The 19102-nt window shown below is 40.6% G+C and carries 13 protein-coding genes; 3 read left to right on the top strand and 10 right to left on the bottom strand.

Annotated features, from left to right (window positions below):
• Positions 1-4: 4 nt before the first annotated feature.
• The 3 genes from lpxK to ABWV72_RS04935 form a co-directional block, all read right to left on the bottom strand.
• A complete protein-coding gene (gene lpxK / locus ABWV72_RS04925) occupies positions 5-997 on the bottom strand; it encodes a tetraacyldisaccharide 4'-kinase (protein WP_353369062.1) in 993 nt (330 codons plus the stop codon).
• On the bottom strand, positions 998-2749 hold the full coding sequence (gene msbA, locus ABWV72_RS04930; protein ID WP_216048533.1) for a lipid A export permease/ATP-binding protein MsbA: 1752 nt from the start codon (positions 2747-2749) through the stop codon (positions 998-1000).
• A 146-nt stretch (positions 2750-2895) separates the two neighbouring features.
• Entirely contained in the window at positions 2896-5226 is a 2331-nt protein-coding gene (locus ABWV72_RS04935; protein ID WP_353369065.1) for a DNA internalization-related competence protein ComEC/Rec2, read from the bottom strand.
• A gap of 38 nt (positions 5227-5264) precedes the next feature.
• Between ABWV72_RS04935 and ABWV72_RS04940 the strand changes: the two genes are divergently transcribed.
• The gene (locus tag ABWV72_RS04940; protein ID WP_216048531.1) at positions 5265-5789 is read left to right on the top strand and encodes a DUF2062 domain-containing protein; all 525 of its coding nucleotides are present in this window, start codon (positions 5265-5267) and stop codon (positions 5787-5789) included.
• Positions 5790-5818: 29 nt separating this feature from the next.
• On the opposite strand, the gene ABWV72_RS04945 is transcribed toward ABWV72_RS04940, so the two are convergent.
• From ABWV72_RS04945 to smc, 4 genes are all read right to left on the bottom strand, one after another.
• The gene (locus ABWV72_RS04945; RefSeq protein ID WP_353369067.1) at positions 5819-6241 is read right to left on the bottom strand and encodes a DUF1801 domain-containing protein; all 423 of its coding nucleotides are present in this window, start codon (positions 6239-6241) and stop codon (positions 5819-5821) included.
• Positions 6242-6348: 107 nt separating this feature from the next.
• The gene (gene ligA, locus ABWV72_RS04950) at positions 6349-8379 is read right to left on the bottom strand and encodes an NAD-dependent DNA ligase LigA (protein WP_353369069.1); all 2031 of its coding nucleotides are present in this window, start codon (positions 8377-8379) and stop codon (positions 6349-6351) included.
• 77 nt (positions 8380-8456) lie between these two features.
• Positions 8457-9845, bottom strand: a complete 1389-nt coding sequence (gene zipA, locus ABWV72_RS04955) for a cell division protein ZipA (protein ID WP_353369071.1) — start codon at positions 9843-9845, stop codon at positions 8457-8459.
• 20 nt (positions 9846-9865) lie between these two features.
• The gene (gene smc, locus ABWV72_RS04960) at positions 9866-13345 is read right to left on the bottom strand and encodes a chromosome segregation protein SMC (RefSeq protein WP_342804528.1); all 3480 of its coding nucleotides are present in this window, start codon (positions 13343-13345) and stop codon (positions 9866-9868) included.
• Positions 13346-13486: 141 nt separating this feature from the next.
• Between smc and cysZ the strand changes: the two genes are divergently transcribed.
• The gene (gene cysZ / locus ABWV72_RS04965) at positions 13487-14239 is read left to right on the top strand and encodes a sulfate transporter CysZ (RefSeq protein WP_216048526.1); all 753 of its coding nucleotides are present in this window, start codon (positions 13487-13489) and stop codon (positions 14237-14239) included.
• A 43-nt stretch (positions 14240-14282) separates the two neighbouring features.
• On the opposite strand, the gene ABWV72_RS04970 is transcribed toward cysZ, so the two are convergent.
• The 3 genes from ABWV72_RS04970 to nlpI form a co-directional block, all read right to left on the bottom strand.
• Entirely contained in the window at positions 14283-15983 is a 1701-nt protein-coding gene (locus ABWV72_RS04970; protein ID WP_353369074.1) for a sensor domain-containing protein, read from the bottom strand.
• A 95-nt stretch (positions 15984-16078) separates the two neighbouring features.
• Positions 16079-17512, bottom strand: coding sequence for an SEL1-like repeat protein (locus tag ABWV72_RS04975; RefSeq protein WP_353369076.1), 1434 nt, complete (start codon positions 17510-17512; stop codon positions 16079-16081).
• A gap of 17 nt (positions 17513-17529) precedes the next feature.
• Positions 17530-18423, bottom strand: a complete 894-nt coding sequence (nlpI, locus tag ABWV72_RS04980; RefSeq protein WP_216048523.1) for a lipoprotein NlpI — start codon at positions 18421-18423, stop codon at positions 17530-17532.
• 276 nt (positions 18424-18699) lie between these two features.
• On the opposite strand from nlpI, the gene cdd reads away from it, so the two are divergent.
• Entirely contained in the window at positions 18700-19092 is a 393-nt protein-coding gene (gene cdd / locus ABWV72_RS04985) for a cytidine deaminase (RefSeq protein ID WP_216048522.1), read from the top strand.
• Positions 19093-19102: the final 10 nt, after the last annotated feature.

The raw sequence follows: 19102 nt of genomic DNA on the forward strand, positions 1-19102 counted from the left end.
CGCTTTATGTATCCTTATCAATGGAGTCTAGTTTTTGTTTTAGTTGTTGCGTAAAACTTTCCGGTAATTTTGCATAAATTGGCAAAAACCACCAACTATCTTTGGCTATGTCACGACATTTTACCGCATCTTTTTCAGTCATGACGATAGTACCATTAGGAAAGTCTAGTTGTTTAAATTGGTAATGATCAAGAAATGAAATATGTTGTTTTACCGGTACCTTTAAATGCGCTAACAAATTATAAAAGCGCTGAGGATTGCCAATTGCTGCAATAGCCGTAACGGGCTCGTTAAAATCTGCAACCGCTTTGTGCTGATTGCCATCCTTTACATTAATAAAGTCCCCAGATTTAATTTCCATGGGTATCTCAGGTGGTATTGGTATACCGCTGTTATTAATAACAAAATCGACGGTTTTCAATCTACTTTGCTTTTCCCTCAACGGCCCCATTGGTAATAACCAACCATTACCGTGTTTTCTTGCCCCGTCAATAACCACAATTTCAATATCACGCTGCAATGCATAGTGCTGCAACCCATCATCACAAATCACTACATTACACTGGTGTTTATCGACCAAGTATTTGGCGCCACGTGGACGTTTAGGATCAATAACGACTGGGCAATTGGCGCGCCGTTTGATTAGCAAAGGTTCATCGCCAACTCGGTTAACATCACTTTCAAAGTCGACGCTGGATGGAAATAAAGATGCGTTACCACCATAACCTCGGCTCAAAATACCGGGTTTATAACCTTGTTCAGTTAACCACTTTGCTAAATAAACCACTAACGGGGTTTTACCGTTTCCGCCCACCGAGATATTGCCCACCACAATAACCGGAACCGGTATTTTATGGCTTTTCAGCCACCCCAACTTATATCCAGCTCGCCGTAAACCCGACAACAACCAAAACAGGCAGGTAAGTGGCAATAACACCCATTTGACTAATTGATATTGGGGTGAATTATCAAACCAAACTTTTTCAATAAAAGTCACTTACTGTTTATTCCCTTCACTAAATTGCAAACTATGTAGCTGAGAATAAGCACCTTGTTGTTGCAATAGTGTTTGGTGATCTCCTTGCTCAATTATTTTGCCTTGCTCAATCACCATTATTTGGTCAGCATTCTCAATCGTAGACAAACGATGAGCAACAACAATACTGGTTCTATCTTGTTGTAATTTATCTAATGCATCTTGAATTAAACGTTCCGATTCAGTGTCTAGTGCCGAGGTCGCCTCATCCAAAATTAATATGGGAGCATCAAGCAAAATTGCGCGAGCAATGGCTATTCGTTGGCGTTGACCACCAGATAACTTCAAACCGTTCTCGCCTACCATAGTGTTGTAACCTTCAGGTAATTGATCAACAAATTCCTGCACATGGGCAATTTTAGCCGCTTCGTACACGCGGGAGCTGTCAATGTCCTCAGACGCATAGGCGATATTGTTAAAAATGGTGTCATTAAAAAGCGTAACGTGTTGTGAAACCAATGCAAATTGTTTACGTAAATCGGTTAACTTTATTTCTTCAATGGGTATATCGTCTAAACGAATTTGCCCCTGTTGAATATTATAAAAACGCGTCAATAAACTAGAGATGGTTGATTTGCCACTGCCAGAACGACCGACTAAAGCAAAGGTTTGGCCCACTTCAACTTTAAAAGATATGTTATTTAACGCTGGCGTGGGCGTATCAGGATAAGTGAAGGTGACATTGTCGAATTCAATTTTACCCTTCAGGCGACTAATTTGCCTGCTGCCAGTATCCAATTCAATTTCTTGATCGAGCACGTCAAACACACTGGCACAGGCAGCCATGCCCTTTTGAAACTCACTGTTCACCGTGGTAAGTTGCTTGAGGGGTTTGAGCAACATAGTCATACAAACCACAACGGTTGTAAAAATTCCGGGAGTGAGATCTTCTACCATGCTAGGTAAGCTAGAAATATACAAAACCACTGCCAATGCAATGGAAGCTAAAATCTGGATGGATGAAACGCTCAACACACGGGCCACAACTAACTTCATATTTTGCTGGCGATTGTGGTTATTACGTTCGGTAAATTTTAATTTTTCTTGTTTTTGGCCACCAAACATCAATACAACTTTATGACCTTTGATAACTTGCTCAACTGACGAGGTTAAGTTGCCCATCGTTTGCTGAATCGTTTTACTGACCTGACGGAATCGTTTGCTGACGATTGACACTATGACCGCAACCACGGGGCCAATTAAGATAAAGACCAATGAAAGTTGCCATGAATAATAAAACATAACCGCTAATAAACCGATGACAAATGCGCCCTCGCGAATCAAGGTTAATAACGCTTTACTGCCTGCACCTGAAACTTGTTCAGTATCATAAATGACTTTCGAAATTAGTCCGCCAGACGCATTATCATCATGATATGAAACCGGAAGATACATGTATTTTTCGAATAATTGCTGGCGCATTTTCATGACAATATGGCTGCCAATCCATGACAATATGTAAGTTCCCATGAAATTAAATAAGCCACGAGCGATAAATATTGGTACCACGAAATAGGCGGCAATACGCAATGTTTCAAAGTTTTGATTGCCCAAACTATTATCAATAATCGGCTGTAATTGAGAAAATATCCAAGAATCAATAGCGGCATATCCGATCATGCCAATAATCGCCATTAAAAACGCTAATTTGAATTCCTTCAAATAAACCATAAAACGTTTAAACAGAGATTGTGTGGGAAGCGTTGAATTCATTTATGTGCAACTTATACGTTAGATAACTTGTTGATTATAGCTGTAATTCCAATCTATTAAAAATTGATATTACGATTAAAATGATGATTGCATAAAATTTATTTATGCCGACTCTAATTGTTTATTTTTGATACAAATGGACTCTATTAATGCCATAAATATCGATTAAACCAGCTTTGTAGTCCTTTATCACGAAAACCAATGACCTTAATTGGTTCACCGCGCAAAGATAACTCAAAACTAATTTGCCCAGACTCCGCGGTAGAAATTAGATGGATATCTTGCTCCACATAACGATTTACCACCTGCTGTTTTGGAAAATCCCAACGATTTAAATAACCTTGACTGAAAATAGCATATTGCGGCGCAGTTGCCCTAATAAAAGGCATGACTGACGATGTGTCGCTGCCATGATGAGCGGCGACTAAAATATCCACATTTAACAAACTTTGGTATTTATTCATTAATTTGTGTTCAACCTGCTTACTAATGTCTCCAGGCAGTAAGATACTCTGATGACCATCTGACACTAAAACAACACAAGAGTGATCATTGCCAATCCCCTTACTTCCCGCTAAAGGCCAAAGCCCAGTTATGGTTAAGTCATGCCACTTAACAAATAGGTTACTATCACATACATCTTGATTCGAAATGAAACCTGTGACCTTAATCCCCGCAAATAATTGCGCTAAACTGCCAGCGTGATCATTGTCAAAATGACTCACAATCACCCAATCAAGCGATGTGATATTTTGACTTTTCAAAACAGGTAGCACTACCGCCTGTGCCATATTAAATCCGCTAGGATATGCAGCTCCAGTGTCATATAACAGTGCTTTTTGATCTTGCTCAATCAATACTGAAAGCCCCTGCCCGACATCCAGAATATGCACCTTCCATGTGTCCGTGTTTGCTGGTAAAAAGTAACTTATTAGCGGAATAATCCCAATAAAACTCAGCACTTTAAACCTGCTTTTAATTGGCATACATACCGCCAGCAATACCAAAAATACGCACGCCCAGACCAAAATTGGAATACCAGGAAGTTCAATTCGAGACCAACTCATTTGAGCAAAGAACGCTAAACCGTCAAGGCTATTATCTAACATCCAGTCAATCCAATAAAATACAAATGCGGCCAAATATTCACAACACAAGAGCAGCAAACAGCCAATTAAACACATGGGTACTATGCATAAGGTCACCAAAGGAACGGCAAGTAGGTTAACAATAGGAGAGCTCACTGAAATCATAGAAAAATACACAGCGACAATGGGCATCATCAAAAAACACAGCATAAGTTGTAATCGTAAAACCACTTTGCACTTTTGTTTAATCTTCGAAGATAACGTTTGAGCGCTAGTATCTTGTGGAATCGCAGGCCATAGCCAGGTGACTAAACCAATAAAAGCGATAGCACCAAAACTCAACCAGAAACTGGCACTCAACAAACTCATAGGAGCAATGAGTATAAAGATAAAAATATTGCCTAAGATAAACCATTTAAATGTGATAAAGCGCGCTGTTATTAGCAGCACTGCCCATACCGATAACATGATCCATGCTCTTAACGTTGGCAACGAAAACCCCGCCAAGTAAGCATAAAAAAACGTGCAAATTAATGTCGTTAGAAGCGAAATGTGGTGATAATTAATCCGTTGAGATAACGAAGAATAAAAACACAACAAACGTAAAACGAGATTAAATAGCAAGTAACATAACCACGCCACAACACCTAAATGTAGACCAGAAATAGCCACCAAATGGGCGACTCCTGTAGCTTGAATCATTTGCCAATCATCGGCTTCTAAACCGGAACGATCGCCAAACGTAATTGCCGCTATCCAGCCACTGTGTTGCAAATTAAGTCGCTCAAATTTATCAATTAACTGCTGCCGCAATGTCGAAGTATCATTGATTAAATGCGCTTCTTTGTTAAGAACATAGCCTGTAGCAACGATGTTTTGCGAGAGTAACCATTTCTGATAGACAAAACTGCCCTCGTTCGCCAGTCCATGAATAGGTTTTAGTTTAATCTTTAAAGCAACGACTTGTCCTTGCTTTAGCGGCCATGTAGGTGATTTCCACGTTAGTCTAATGCGCGACTTTCGATAGTGAGTTTGGCCATTAATGCTTGCGACTATTAAATTGAATCTTGCGCTTTGTTTCGCACTTACGATTGTTTCGATTGAACCTGTAACTTGTCTAATTTGTCGAATATCTTGCTCTGGTAGTTGCCAATTAACCCGCCAATGGCCTACACTCGCCATCCACACAATTGCAAATAGCGCCCCTGAGATAAATAGTGCGCTTGAAAAGGGCATAACTAGGGGATTTCGTGTGAACAGCCAGGCAATTAGAAGTAATACTGGCAACAAATAGGAACTCGGTAGATGCGTCCACAAAATACTGGACACTGCAATTGTCACAAAACTGACAAGCCAAAGTTGTTTATTACGTTGTATAGTGTTTAGCAATTCCTTTGCCTCAACAGTGGTATGAAATTCGGTTAACTATGCCTAAAAAGATTATTAAACGCTTTTTACCAGATCATCAAACGATCAAGAACCATAAAGCGTTAAAAATGTTCGGAACTGTACTTCATGACCCCAATTTGTGGCATTTGAATAGAAAATCAGCTTCAGGTGCTTTTGGTATTGGGTTATTTTTCGCCTGGTGGCCGGTGCCATTTCAAATGTGGTTAGCAGCTGCTTCTGCCATTCCTTTGCGGGTTAACCTTCCCCTTTCAATGGCAACAGTGTGGGTAACTAACCCATTTACCATGCCTCCAATGTTTTATCTTGCATATCTTTTAGGTACCAAGGTGTTAGGCACACCAGAGCGCCATTTTAAATTTCAACTCAGTTGGGATTGGGTTGTGCAAAGTATGGAAACCATAGGTCCGGCGTTTTTAGTAGGCTGTGGGATTTGCTCAATCGTGTGCGGTATTGTGGGTTACTTTAGCCTTGATGCCATTTGGCGATATTCAGTAAATAAAGCTTGGAATAAACGTAAATTGCGACCACACAATAACCCCTAGCGTGTCTACATTGGCCTATAAGCTAATGCTTATTGGGGATAACGATTATCCATAATGGTTAAGTCTTGAGTAATGATTTGTTTTAAAACCTCCAGGTTAATATCCGCTAACTTATTGATATACAAGCATGCTTTACTGGTTTTATGTTTACCTAAATTTGCCAATAAGCTCTGATCTTCAGACAACATTGCGCCGACATAAATCGTTAAGTTTTGTTTTCGCGGGGAAAATCCACTACGCATAAACTGTTGTTGTTTACCGTTTGCCAACGTGTAGGAGTATCGACCAAAACCAACAATTGAACTTCCCCACATTTTTGCTTTTTGAGCTGTAATCTCAGTATATATTTGTAACAGAACCAAAGCATCTTGTTGACGTTGTGCATTCTCAACACTATTAATAAAACTCAAGACTTCTGAATCGTTTTCTGTGGTTTTCATGTTTGTGGGCATACAAGTTATTCCTTATTTACTGATAAGAGCATTACAGCCTATCTACATAGGCTGTAAACAATGGATAACCTAAACAAGTTACCTTTTGAGTAAATATTAGTAACAATTCACGAATATTGTGCCAGTAGGTCAATCAAGTCTTGTTCGGTGAGAACCGCCACGCCTAGATCTTGCGCCTTAGTGAGTTTAGAGCCGGCTTTTTCACCTGCCACCAAGTAATCTGTTTTTGCAGAGACACTGCCTGATACCTTAGCTCCCAAAAGTTGTAATTGCGCTTTAGCTTCACTACGTCCCATGGTTTCCATGGTGCCAGTCAAAACGAACGTTTGCTCTTTCAGTGGTAACTCATCAGCGGTTTTGGGAATGATTTCTGGCCATGTTATTCCTGCGTCAAGCAAATCATCGATGACTTGAATATTGTGGGGTTCACGCAAAAAATGAAACACATGGGCGGCCACAATCACACCAACATCACTGACTTCTTGCAAGGATTCTTGATCCGCTGATTTAAGTGCATCTAAAGTGCAATAGTGGTTTGCCAAGTTAGCCGCGGTTGCTTCACCTACTTCTCGAATACCTAGAGAATACAAAAACTTAGGAAATGTAGTATGTTTGGCATCTAACAATGCATTGACTAGATTAGCTGCCGACTTTTCACCCATACGTTCCATATTGGACAGTTGTGCTAAGTCTAATTTAAAAAAGTCGGCAGGACTTTTAACTAAATCCAAATCAACGAGTTGTTCAATTAATTTATCGCCTAAACCGTCTACATCGAGTGCTTTTCTAGATGCAAAGTGTTTCATCGCCTCCTTACGCTGAGCGGGACAAAATAGGCCACCGCTGCATCTAGCAACAGCTTCACCTTCTATTTTCTCAACAGCTGAGTCACAAATAGGACATTGAGTTGGGAAAGTGATTTCAGTGGCATCCTCAGGTCTCATTTTAGCCACAACAGAGACCACTTGAGGAATTACGTCGCCAGCTCGGCGAATGATCACCGTATCGCCTTTTTTAACGCCCAGCCGCTGGATTTCGTCCTGATTGTGTAAAGTCGCATTAGAAACGGTTACACCACCAACAAATACCGGCTCTAAACGGGCAACAGGTGTAATCGCGCCAGTACGGCCAACTTGAAACTCAACATCAATTAGCTTTGTCATTTGTTCTTGCGCTGGAAACTTTTGTGCGATGGCCCATCGCGGCGCTCTTGACACGAATCCTAACTCTTGTTGAAGCGCAATATCATTAACTTTGAACACAACTCCGTCTATTTCATAACTTAATGTATCGCGCATTTGACCAATTTTAGCAAAATAATCATGGCACTCTTGATCTCCTAAGGCCACTGAGATTTCGTTACAAACAGGCAGTCCCCAAGCCACTAACTGGACTAAACGTTCACTGTGTTTGTTGGCTAGCTCTTGCACCTCTTGTTCCACCAAGCCCATTGAGTAGGCATAGAATAACAATGGGCGACTCGCAGTTATTTTAGGATCAAGTTGCCGAAGACTTCCGGCAGCGGCATTACGCGGATTGGCGAATACCTTTTTATCAGCATTGCGTTGCCTTTGATTAAGTTGCTCAAACCCCTTTTTAGGCATGAACACCTCGCCTCGAACTTCCAAACGTGCGGGGAAATTATCGCCACGTAACATTAACGGAACGTTTTTAATGGTTTTCACATTGCTGGTAATGTTTTCCCCTACTCGTCCATCGCCTCGAGTGGCGGCCCTTACCAAAATGCCATTTTCATATAAGATACTAACCGCTAGCCCATCTAGTTTAGGTTCGCAGCTATATTCCAAGGTAATATCTTGTTTAAGCCGATCAAGTATTCGTTTATTGAACGCGCTCAGCTCGTCGTTATTAAAGGCATTATCTAGCGACAACATCGGCACTTCATGTTCAACCTGAGTAAACGCGGATAAAGCCGCCCCACCCACTTTCTGACTAGGCGAGTCAGCGGTAATTAATTCAGGGTGCTGTTTTTCGATAGCATTCAGTTCACCCATTAAACGATCGTATTCGGCGTCTGGCACCGAAGGATCATCCAATACGTAATATTGATAATTATATTCGTTAATTTGTGTGCGAATGTCGTTTAACTGCTGCAAAAGGTCGGCAGATTGGCTCATGTAATTACCTGCAAAACGGAATAGATGGGAAAGGTTAATCTGGGGACAGTAAAATTACTGCCCCAATAAATTGTAATTTAGCGCGCGATCATTCGCTTTCTTTCGAACTCTCTGATTTTCTCAACATACTGCTGCAAACTTTGTTTCGTCAAAGCACTGCGTCTTCCGTCAAGTACTTGGGCAGAAAATTCATCGGCAATTTTTCGAGCGGCATTGTGCATCATATTGAAGACTTGATGGGGATCTCCTTCAATCGGCAACATCATAAATAATGACACACCTAAGGTATTAAAGTTTTCCAAATTATCAATATCAAACACGCCTGGTTTGAACATATTAGCCAAGCTAAATAATACCGGACCTTTACCATTACTATTCACGTGACGATGGAAAATATCTTGGTCACCAAATTTAAAACCAAGGGTTAATAACATAGGCAGCAATGCAGCTCCTTGAATGGGATTATCATCGCTCGCTCGCACGTTAAGCACGAGCACCTGTTGTTCTGGTGGTTGGTTATTTTCTTTACTTGGCGCGTTTGTGGCATTTTGCGATTTATTTTGTTCACCGTGGCCATCAATCTCAGGCTCTGGATCATCAAAATCGATCTTCATTTGGTCTTCACGAATTTGCGGCTCTTTACGTTTTCGTGATTTAGGCTCAGATTTACTGCGCTTAACAAAATTACGGGCTTGGTCAGCAAGGCTTACCTTACTTTCTGGAGCGGTCTGAGCTTTAATTTCAGGTTCTATTTTAGGTTCGGTTAGCAACGGCGCTTCTGGTTTATCTGAAGGCGGCGTTTTCACAACTGGCTTTTGTTTTACGTCAGCTCTGGGGGTGGTTTGTTCTATCGCCGAAAAATCGATTGTTGAATCGGCTGTGTTCGCCTCGTCTGTAGATTCTTCGCCACTCGTTCTAAGCAAAAACGGCGGAGGTTCTGGAATATCACTCGGATCAGTATTGTCAATTGCACTCATTCGACTGCGCATGGCATGAACTTGCTGTGCAGCATATTCAGGCTTGGGCTGAGTCACAACAGAAGAATAAATCTTAGGTTTGGTTTCTTCTGATTCTTTTATCTGTTCTTTAACCACTTCATTGGCACCGTCAGATAAGTCAGTTTCAAGGATATCCTTAGATTCATCAGTTTCATTTGAATTGGGCTTTTTGGGGGCTTGACTGACAACGCGAACAGCGCCTATGCCGAGCTCGTCGAAATTATCGCCACCTAAACTAGGTTCAACCTTATTATTTGATTTAAGTGCGGGATCGAGCACGATAACGTCTGAATCAGACTCGACATCAACGTCTTCAATATCATCATAATCGTCATCCCAATCTTGGGTTTCTAGGTTCGCGTGCCCTTTGTCTTGTGAGTTCTTACGCACACTCCACATACCATGCATCAAGATACCGATGATGGCTACCGCACCAATGACTAAAAATGCTAGTCGTAATTCTTCCATATGAGCTTAATACCCTATTTTTATGCTTGAGCAATCGCCACGGCTTCTTCAACATCCACTGCTACCATACGAGAAACCCCTGGTTCCGCCATAGTGACACCGGTTAAATGTTTAGCCATTTCCATCGCAATTTTATTGTGGGTGATATATATAAATTGCACACTTTTCGACATTTCAGACACCAACTTACAAAAACGTCCCACGTTGGCATCGTCCAACGGAGCATCGACTTCGTCAAGAAGACAAAACGGTGCCGGATTTAATCTAAAAATTGCAAACACCAATGATAAAGCGGTTAACGCTTTTTCTCCACCAGAAAGAAGGTGAATTGTACTATTTTTCTTACCTGGTGGTCTCGCCATGATTGTCACCCCTGTTTCGAGTAAATCTTCACCAGTAAGTTCCAAATAAGCTGAACCTCCACCAAACACTTTAGGAAACAGTTCTTTCAACCCATCATTCACTTTATCAAAAGTCTCTTTAAAACGTGTTCGTGTTTCTCGATCTATTTTACGTATAGCACTTTCCAGTGTCTCTAACGCGGCCACCAAATCGTTATTTTGATCATCTAGATGTTTTTTCCTCTCAAACTGAATTTCATATTCTTCAACCGCCGCTAAATTCACCGCACCAAGACGCGATACCGCTGCAAGTGTCGTTTCCAGTTGTTGTTGCCACTGAGTTTCTTCTGCTTCTTCGGGTAGCGTTTCCAAAATACTCTTTAAGCTTTGATTGAGTTCATCTAAATTTTCAAGGGTACTATTGGCGCGTACCCGATAACCTTCACATTCCAGTTTTTTACTCTCCAACTGGCTGCGCATTTGTTGAATTTTTTCAACAATTCCCTGCTGGCCTTTTTCAGCATCAGATAACAGATTTTCGACTTCCGCCAATTGATCACTAATTTCAGTTTGTTGAATCTCAACTTCCACCCGTTGTTCTAACAACGCAGCCAAAGTTTGCTGTTGCTCATCGAAAGGTTTAGATAGCTCGGTAAGCTCTGCAGATAGCATGCTGTGACGATTTTGCAGGTTTTCCAATAACTGTTTAGTGCGACGATTCGCCTCACTGACGCCTTGAAATTGGCTTTTTAGCTGCTGTAATGACAACGCAAGTTGATGGGATTGGCTGGTAAGGGCTTCAACCTGATGTCGAGCTTGTTGTTCGTGTTCCAATAATCGAGATTTTTGTTGTTCGAAGTCGAGTTGTTTAGCCGACATGTCTTCAAGCTCAACTTCTAATTCTTGGACTTGCTCCGCTAATTGCTCCGACTGCATTTTTTCGTCTTCTAATAGCTGCAGTTGCCGACCTAGTTCTTCACTAAGCTTTGTCTGTCTTAATGCAGTTTGTTGTTGCTGCATTTCTATCAAATTTAATTGATTTTGCCTTTGAATTAAGGTTTGCTCAGCCTGTTTAAAATTAGCCTGAGATTCTTCTATTTTTAATTCAAGGTGTTCGCTAGCTTGCGCCATTTGAGAAACCGAATCTTCCAGCTGAAGCAATTTATCATCAATAAGTTGCTGACGCGTCGCCGTTAACTCGGTTATTTTCGCTGCCCTTTCGATCATTCCCCCTTGGTTTTGCGGGTCTCCTAAGTCCAACCATCCTTTGCCAAAACGCTGGCCTTGTTTGCTAACAATACTTTGCCCTGATTTTAGCGTTTGTTGTAATGCTAATGCCTGTTCAGCCGTCTCGACTGTTAGTACTTGGCAGAACCAATCTGGGATATCTGGATTAGAAATTTTGGACGCCAAAGTGCCTTCAGGTTTTAACTGTTCCAATTGATCAGCGAAGATGAGCTTACCGTTTTGAGATTCTAAATAATCCTGAATATTACCGGAGTGACTCAACCAAAATGCTTGTTGCCACTCGCGGGTAACCGCTTCTACTGCTTTTTCCCATCCGGCTTCAACTTGCAACACTTGCCATAAAGGTTGGAATTGTTCGGCGCTAGATTGCAATTGCAGCTCTAACGAATTGTCCTCATCAGATAGGCTTTGCAAACTATTTAGTGCAGATATTTGCGCGTCAAATTGCTGCACTTGTCCTTTCAATTCGAATAATTGATGCTGTTGACTTTTTTCTTTCTTTCGCGCATTAAGCAGTGTTTCTTTGATGCTATGTAACTGTTGTTTAGCGTCTTCAAAGTCTTCTTTTGCTTGTTCAACCTGGGTTTGCAAACTTGTAATTTGTTCGGCTAAGACATCCTGTTGCAATTCATTTTGTTCTTGTTGTAACTCGCCAATGCGCTGTTGTGTGCGCATCTGCATATTCATCGTAGATTGTATTTGACTATGACAACTTTGCGCTTGCTGTTTGGTGTTTTGATAAGTCTTTTCATGGTCACGAAAATCATTGTCTAACCAACGTAACTTTTCTTGATGTTGTAACAAGGTATCTTGTGCATTTTCTAATTGTGCTTGTAGTGCCTCAGACTCTGGCTCTGATTCAGCGACCTGCATTTCAAGGCTTTCGAGTTTTGCCGCTTCTTCAGCCGCGATTAATTCTGACTCTTCAATTGATTGATTAATTTCTTGAAGTTCATTTTCAATTTGCAGTGCACGCTGCTTCGCGTGCAGACGATTTTGTTCTAACTTAGTAATGTCGGTACCTAGCCGGAAGTTTTCTTTTTGTAAATCGGTTAACTGTTGTTTTAGATTATGCTGCTGTTCCCGATAGACAGTGATACCACGTTCGTCACCTCGCTGCTTGGCAACAAAGGCTTCAACTTCATTTTGCTGTTGCTCAATTTCGCTTTCAAGCCCTGCAATATGTTCACTGTGTTTCAACCAGCGTAAAGCTGCTAGTTCACCTTTTAAGGTGCGTTCTTTGGCTTTTAAATCTTTGTATTTTCGCGCGGCGCTCGCTTGACGTTGCAGCTTATCAATTTGTTGTCCTAATTCCGCGCGCACATCCTCTAATCGTTCTAAGTTTTCCTTGGTATGGCGAATCCGATTTTCAGTTTCCCGTCGACGCTCTTTATATTTAGAAATACCAGCGGCTTCTTCTATGAAAACCCGCAGTTCTTGGGGTTTGGACTCAATTAATCGGGAAATTGTGCCTTGTTCAATAATCGCGTAGCTTCTTGGTCCTAATCCCGTACCAAGAAATAAGTCTGTCACGTCTCGGCGTCGACATTTGCTTGCGTTTAAATAATAGGTTGATTGTGCTTCACGAGTAACAATTCGTTTAACTGATAGCTCTGTGTAGTTTGCAAACTCCCCTTGAATTCGACCAGAAGAGTTGTCGAAAACCAATTCAACACTGCACTGAGATACTGGTTTACGCGCACTTGAACCGTTAAAAATAACGTCCGTCATTGCGTCACCACGCAAATTTTTAGCGGAACTTTCCCCTAAAACCCATCGAACCGCGTCGATGACATTAGACTTGCCACAACCGTTGGGACCAACAATTGCTGTCATATCATCAGGAAACGGAATATTGGTAGGATCAACGAAAGACTTGAACCCAGCCAACCGGATTTTTTTTAAGCGCATTAGGGATTGGTGATCTTTATTATAGTTTGTAGTGAATGTATCAAATGTCATCAAGTGTAACAATTGAGGATTTGTATTGATTCAACACAAAGTTATACTTAACCCCTATTTTTGAGTTTAATCTGCAGGAATTAGTAAAGAATGCAAAGTAACAGTGGTGCCGGATATTTTCTTCAGGGCTTTTCGTTAATTAAAACCAAAGGATTAAAACGTTTTGTTTTTATTCCATTAGCAGTAAATTTGATTCTTTTTTCAGTGGCCCTATATTTTTTGGTCGGGCAAATTGAGTCTTCTATTCTTTATATCGTTAATATCATTCCTGATTGGGAATGGTTAAGCTGGTTAAAACAAGGTTTAGCCTATATTTTGTGGCCACTTGCGGTCATAACAGTGTTGTTGATATTCGCTCTTTTGTTTGGAACCTTAGCCAATTGGATAGCGGCACCGTTCAACGGATTGCTGGCTGAAAAAGTAGAATTGCATCTCACCGGAAAAGGGCTTGGCGATAGTGGAATACTCGATGTATTCAAAGATATTCCTCGCACCTTGGGTCGAGAAATGGCTAAACTTGGTTACTATATTCCCCGCGCCATTGGTTTTCTAATATTGTTTTTCCTGTTGCCTGTAGCCGGACAAGTATTGTGGTTTTTATTTTCTGCTTGGATGATGGCTATCCAATATTGTGACTATCCTTTTGATAATCACAAAATTGACTTTAAAACCATGCGTGCCACCTTAAACCAAAGTCGCTCACATTGTTTTTCATTTGGTGTGTTGGTCAGCGTGTTTTCGATGATCCCCATTATTAACTTTTTGGTTATGCCAGTTGCAATTTGTGGTGCCACTTCGATGTGGGTTAATGAGTTACGTGACAAAGTTCCCGAATATCGTTAATCAGCGATAAACGAATATCCCTGTTCACATTCTTGGTCTTTGCTTAAAGTCTGTGAACAGGTTCTTTAGTAAGTGATGGTTTTGACTTGATAAAGGCTTCAAAATCATTGCTGCTAAGGGGCTCACTAAAAAAGTATCCCTGCATAATAAAACACTTATTTTGCTCTAAAAATTCAGATTGTAAGGCCGTTTCAACGCCCTCGGCAACCACTGATATCCCAAGGGTTTCAGCGAGTTGTATAATCGCTTTAACAATAATTTTATCGTGTGGATTATTATCTAAATTGCGTACAAAAGAGCGATCAATCTTGAGAGTATCTACGGGAAGTTGTTGCAGATAACGTAACGAAGAATATCCCGTCCCAAAATCATCTAAGGTAATACTGAAGCCTGATGTTTTAATCCGCTTCAAATGCTCCAACAAATCAGTTTCACTTTCCTGCAAGGTACTTTCGGTTACTTCAATACGAATGGCATCAGATGGCACCTTATATTTTGCAATTAACTGGTCAATTAAATCGAAGGTGTTATGTTGATAAAATTGCTTATTTGAAATATTGATTGACAGCGGAATGCGTTCATTCAAGGACAGTGTCCAATCATCAATTTGTTCGAAGGCTTGGGTTAAAACTTGATTAAAAACATCTTTTATCAAGCCCTTCTTTTCGGCAACATCTATAAACTCCACAGCAGCCAAAACACCCCGTTTAGGATGCTTCCAACGTGCTAAGCACTCAACTCCCACCACCCTATTACTGCGCAGATCGATGACAGGTTGGAAATAAGGTACAAATTGATCATCAATAAGTCCTTGTTGTAATTCTTGCTCAACAACACGAATATCATTTAACTCTTGATTTAACGCGTCACTGAAGAATTGGTAGCGATTGCCACCATCGTGTTTGGCTCGGTACATGGCCGCATCAGCATGCTGGAGCAGAGACTCTGCGGTTAGTGCGTTATCGGGATAAATGCTTATGCCTATACTGCAACCTACTTCCATTACATTCGCACCGCTTTTTACCGGCTTCTTAATTTCTCGAATCAGTTTGTCGCTTACCTTAGAGACTGTCTCTGAGTCTTTTATATTACTCATAATAATTGCAAATTCATCGCCCCCCATACGGGCAATCAAGTCGCTTTTGCGTAATGATTTTTGCAACCTTTCGGCAACCGCACACAGTACTTCGTCACCCGCATCGTGCCCCATGCTGTCATTCACTTTTTTGAATTTATCCAAATCAAGGAACAACACCGCAAAACGTTTGTTTAAGCGTTGCGACTGACTAATTTCATGATCAAATAACTGGCTAAATAAATATCGATTAGCCAGCCCTGTTAAGCTATCTCGATAGGCCAAAGTAGTGAGATTTTCATCTAGTGAGGCATTAATCGATTTATTGCTTAATCTGGCGAGAAAACAAACGAAGCGACCTTCATCAACAATAGATTGAAGATGCAAACGACATGACACAAGATGGTTTGATTTATTGGCAATGACAACTTCAACGGTGCAAGACTGATCTATGGCCGTGTTTAGTAGACTTTGCCAATCGTTAGACTGTGCTTTGCGCAATAGAAAAACTTGCGCTAATGAATCTTGAGTTGTAACCCTTGTATCTGCGTCTATGAGCTCTGCAAACGCCTGATTGATAAACAATATATTTCCAGTGTCATCAACCAAGCCAGTCGCATCCGGCAAATATTGGTAGGCTTGACTCAGTTGCTTTATGTCAATTGGCATAGTTTAAACATCTCACTTATTGTAATCTTTTTCATTATAGTTAAGCATTTCAACTAATCTCACTCAGCTGCCGTGTTTTTTAAAGCCACAGCGACTTACGAGCGGTATTTATTATATTTATGCCACCAGTATCCAGCTTGCTTGTGATTTCCGTTAGACTCAAACCACTGCGCAAAATTGACGTATATAGGGGTTAAACTTAATTTATCATTTAGCGAGTCTTTCCAGATGTTTAAGTACACTTTGGGGATCACGCCAATATCATGGTGCTCCATAAAGGTCGTTTGTTGAACCGGTTTATAGGCATTGGAATTGACTTGTTCGCAAGTTGATGTTTTGGTTAATACTAAGTCTTCGTAATCAGTTTGGTAACGAGCAAACTCAGTGTTTGAAAGTACCGGTTTATTTTCTGCATAAACCAAATTGGGAGCTTGAGTCGAGGTGCAAAGTTTGTTCGCCATCTGTGCATCAACTTCATATTCATCAACAAATCCCGCAAAGTGCGCAAGTTCATGTAAAAACACCCTATAGTCGTCTTGTTTATCAAGAAACATGACACCATTGTGCACATTTGCAATACCTGAGTCAGCAACGACAATAGCGTGAGTAAAATCAGTTAGGCTGGCCAGTTCAGAGACTGCCTGCAGTGAACATGTTAGCCTTTTATCTGCAGCATTACTGCAAGCTAACGCTTCTGGGGATAACCATACAGGTGGATTGAAACAGATAGGAAAAGAAGCAAAACGTGGATCGCCTTGGAAGCGGTGCGACAACTCAGCGATTTGTTCTATAGCCAATAAGGATCCAGCTATGAATTGAATATCGATGGCGCATCGGGGTTGCTCTGTCCTATTATCTAAAAACGTCGTTACAGGTTTGCGCCAACGAGTGTGCTCAATATCAGCTGCTAAGGTAGCAGTTTGGTATTTAACCTCGTTCACTGGGTTATCGGCTTGTTTATTCAGCCACTCAATACTGACCTCAGGACTTTGTTGTAACCAAAGGAAATCAGCATAAGCTGAGGTTAAATCAATGTCTATTTCTGCCGCTTGAGCAAACCAAAGGTTATCTTGATCAGCAGTGCCTTTTTTATTTAATAAATAATACAAAGACACTATCGCTTTTTTATGACCAGAGTAAGCCGCATTTTCGAGCAGACGTTCTTTGGCAGAGCTGCTAGTTGTTAATAATGCCAATTGAAATTGACTCTCAGAGTGCCCAAGTTGAGCTGCTTGCGATAAATAGTGTTTTTTTGTAGCCGCCTCAGACGTGTTGTTAGCCAAGAAGAAAAGAGAGTCCACGGAGCCAATTTCGGCACTTTTGCTTACCCAATACATGTGATTATGCTGTATCGCGGTGCTTGAAAGCTGTCGTAATGCGGCCTGATGATTTTGTTGTGCCGCCAAATACAGTAAATTGTAATGCTCGGGTTTACATATGCCGATATCAAATAAGAAGCTCGGAGATAATGCACTATCAGCCCGCAATAAGGGGAAAAAAAAGACGAATAGCAGCAAACGTAAAATCATTTAATTACACATAGATCTTAACTTTTTAAATCTTCAGACGCCTGTTTACGCAACATATCTATTTCGATTCGTGCATATCGGTGTTCAACGTAATCATAAATGTTAGTGCTTAAAACCATTTTGAAATAATTTAACGCCAAACCACGTTCACCTAGGCTTTCATAAAATTTACCCATGTAAAAATAAACTTCACACATGCGTTGATTAAGTTCTACCGTCGTTTTAGGCCCTAAAACAAATCCATTCAACAGGGTATTACGGCTAACCTTACCTAAGTAAAAATCAACAATAATTGTTCCCCAGTTGTCATCAGAAAGATTTTCACGATGCTTTTTTAATTCCGTCAGCGCAGCCTCATAATTTATTTCTTTGTGGGCCAAAAAGAGCCACAAAGCAGAGAACGGATTTTCTTTATCTTTATTATAGAAACGAATGAGATCCTGCATAGCCAGTTCATTTCGCTGCCCATAATAAAGTGCAATGCCCCTATTTAATAACGCAAAATCTAACTCTGGATTGATATCCAAAGCAGAATCAAAGGATTCATAAGCTTCATTAAACTCCATCTGTTGGGTGAAATGAATACCAAGAGAGTTGTATGCTTCTGCCATATCAGGCTTTAATTGCTTAGCCCGACCAAAATCGTATTGAGCCAACCCCGCTAAACCTACACTGTCGTAATGTGTTCCACGTAAAAAGAGCAGTTCAGCTCTTTCTTCATTGCTTAATGATGTTTGCGTCAGTATTTGGTTGTATCTAGCGATGGCCAGCTGCGACCTAAAATTCAGTGGTTGCGGTTCTGGAATTAAAATACTTTCGACTTTTGAATGCAGTGCAGAGCCCGAGTTAATACTGCAGCCAGCAAGGCCTGAGGTTACTAGAAATAATGACAGTAATAGGTGTTTATTCATATTGATGACTATGGCACTTGAAAGTTGGACAATAAACTAACGGAAATTAAATCAATTCGGATTTAAAGGTTAAGAAAATAACACTCAAAAGAGCAAGATAAGACTCGCTTATTTAGACACGAAAGTAAAGCTTAGCCCAGCACAAATACGATAATTCAAGGTAAATTTAGCGGTTTACAAAATTCATTAAGATAAGCCAATTTAGATAAATACTTGTCAAGCACAGGCATTTTGTCGCAAACTGTTTGGCCATTTTCAAAATGAAAGATAAAATTGTTGGAAAATAATACTAAAAAACTAATCCAAGCTGCCAAACAAGCGCAGCAAAATTCCTATTCTCCTTACTCAAATTTTAAAGTCGGGTCAGCCATTTTAGCGGACAACGGTAAAGTCTATGCTGGATGCAATATTGAAAATGCAGCCTACCCTTTAGGGCAATGTGCCGAGGCCGGTGCAATCGCAGCGATGATTTTAGATGGTGGTAAAAAAATCGTTAAGATATTAGTCGCTAGTCCAAATGAAAAAATCTGTCCTCCCTGTGGCGGTTGCAGACAAAAAATTAAAGAATTTGCTGATCAAGATACTGAAATTTTGATGTATGACACCAGCGATAATGTCAAAACAGTAGATATCAGTACATTGTTGCCTTTCGCGTTCGAACTGGACTAATAAACTTAAA

Source organism: Aliiglaciecola sp. NS0011-25, assembly GCF_040370605.1.
Lineage (GTDB): Bacteria > Pseudomonadota > Gammaproteobacteria > Enterobacterales > Alteromonadaceae > Aliiglaciecola > Aliiglaciecola lipolytica_A.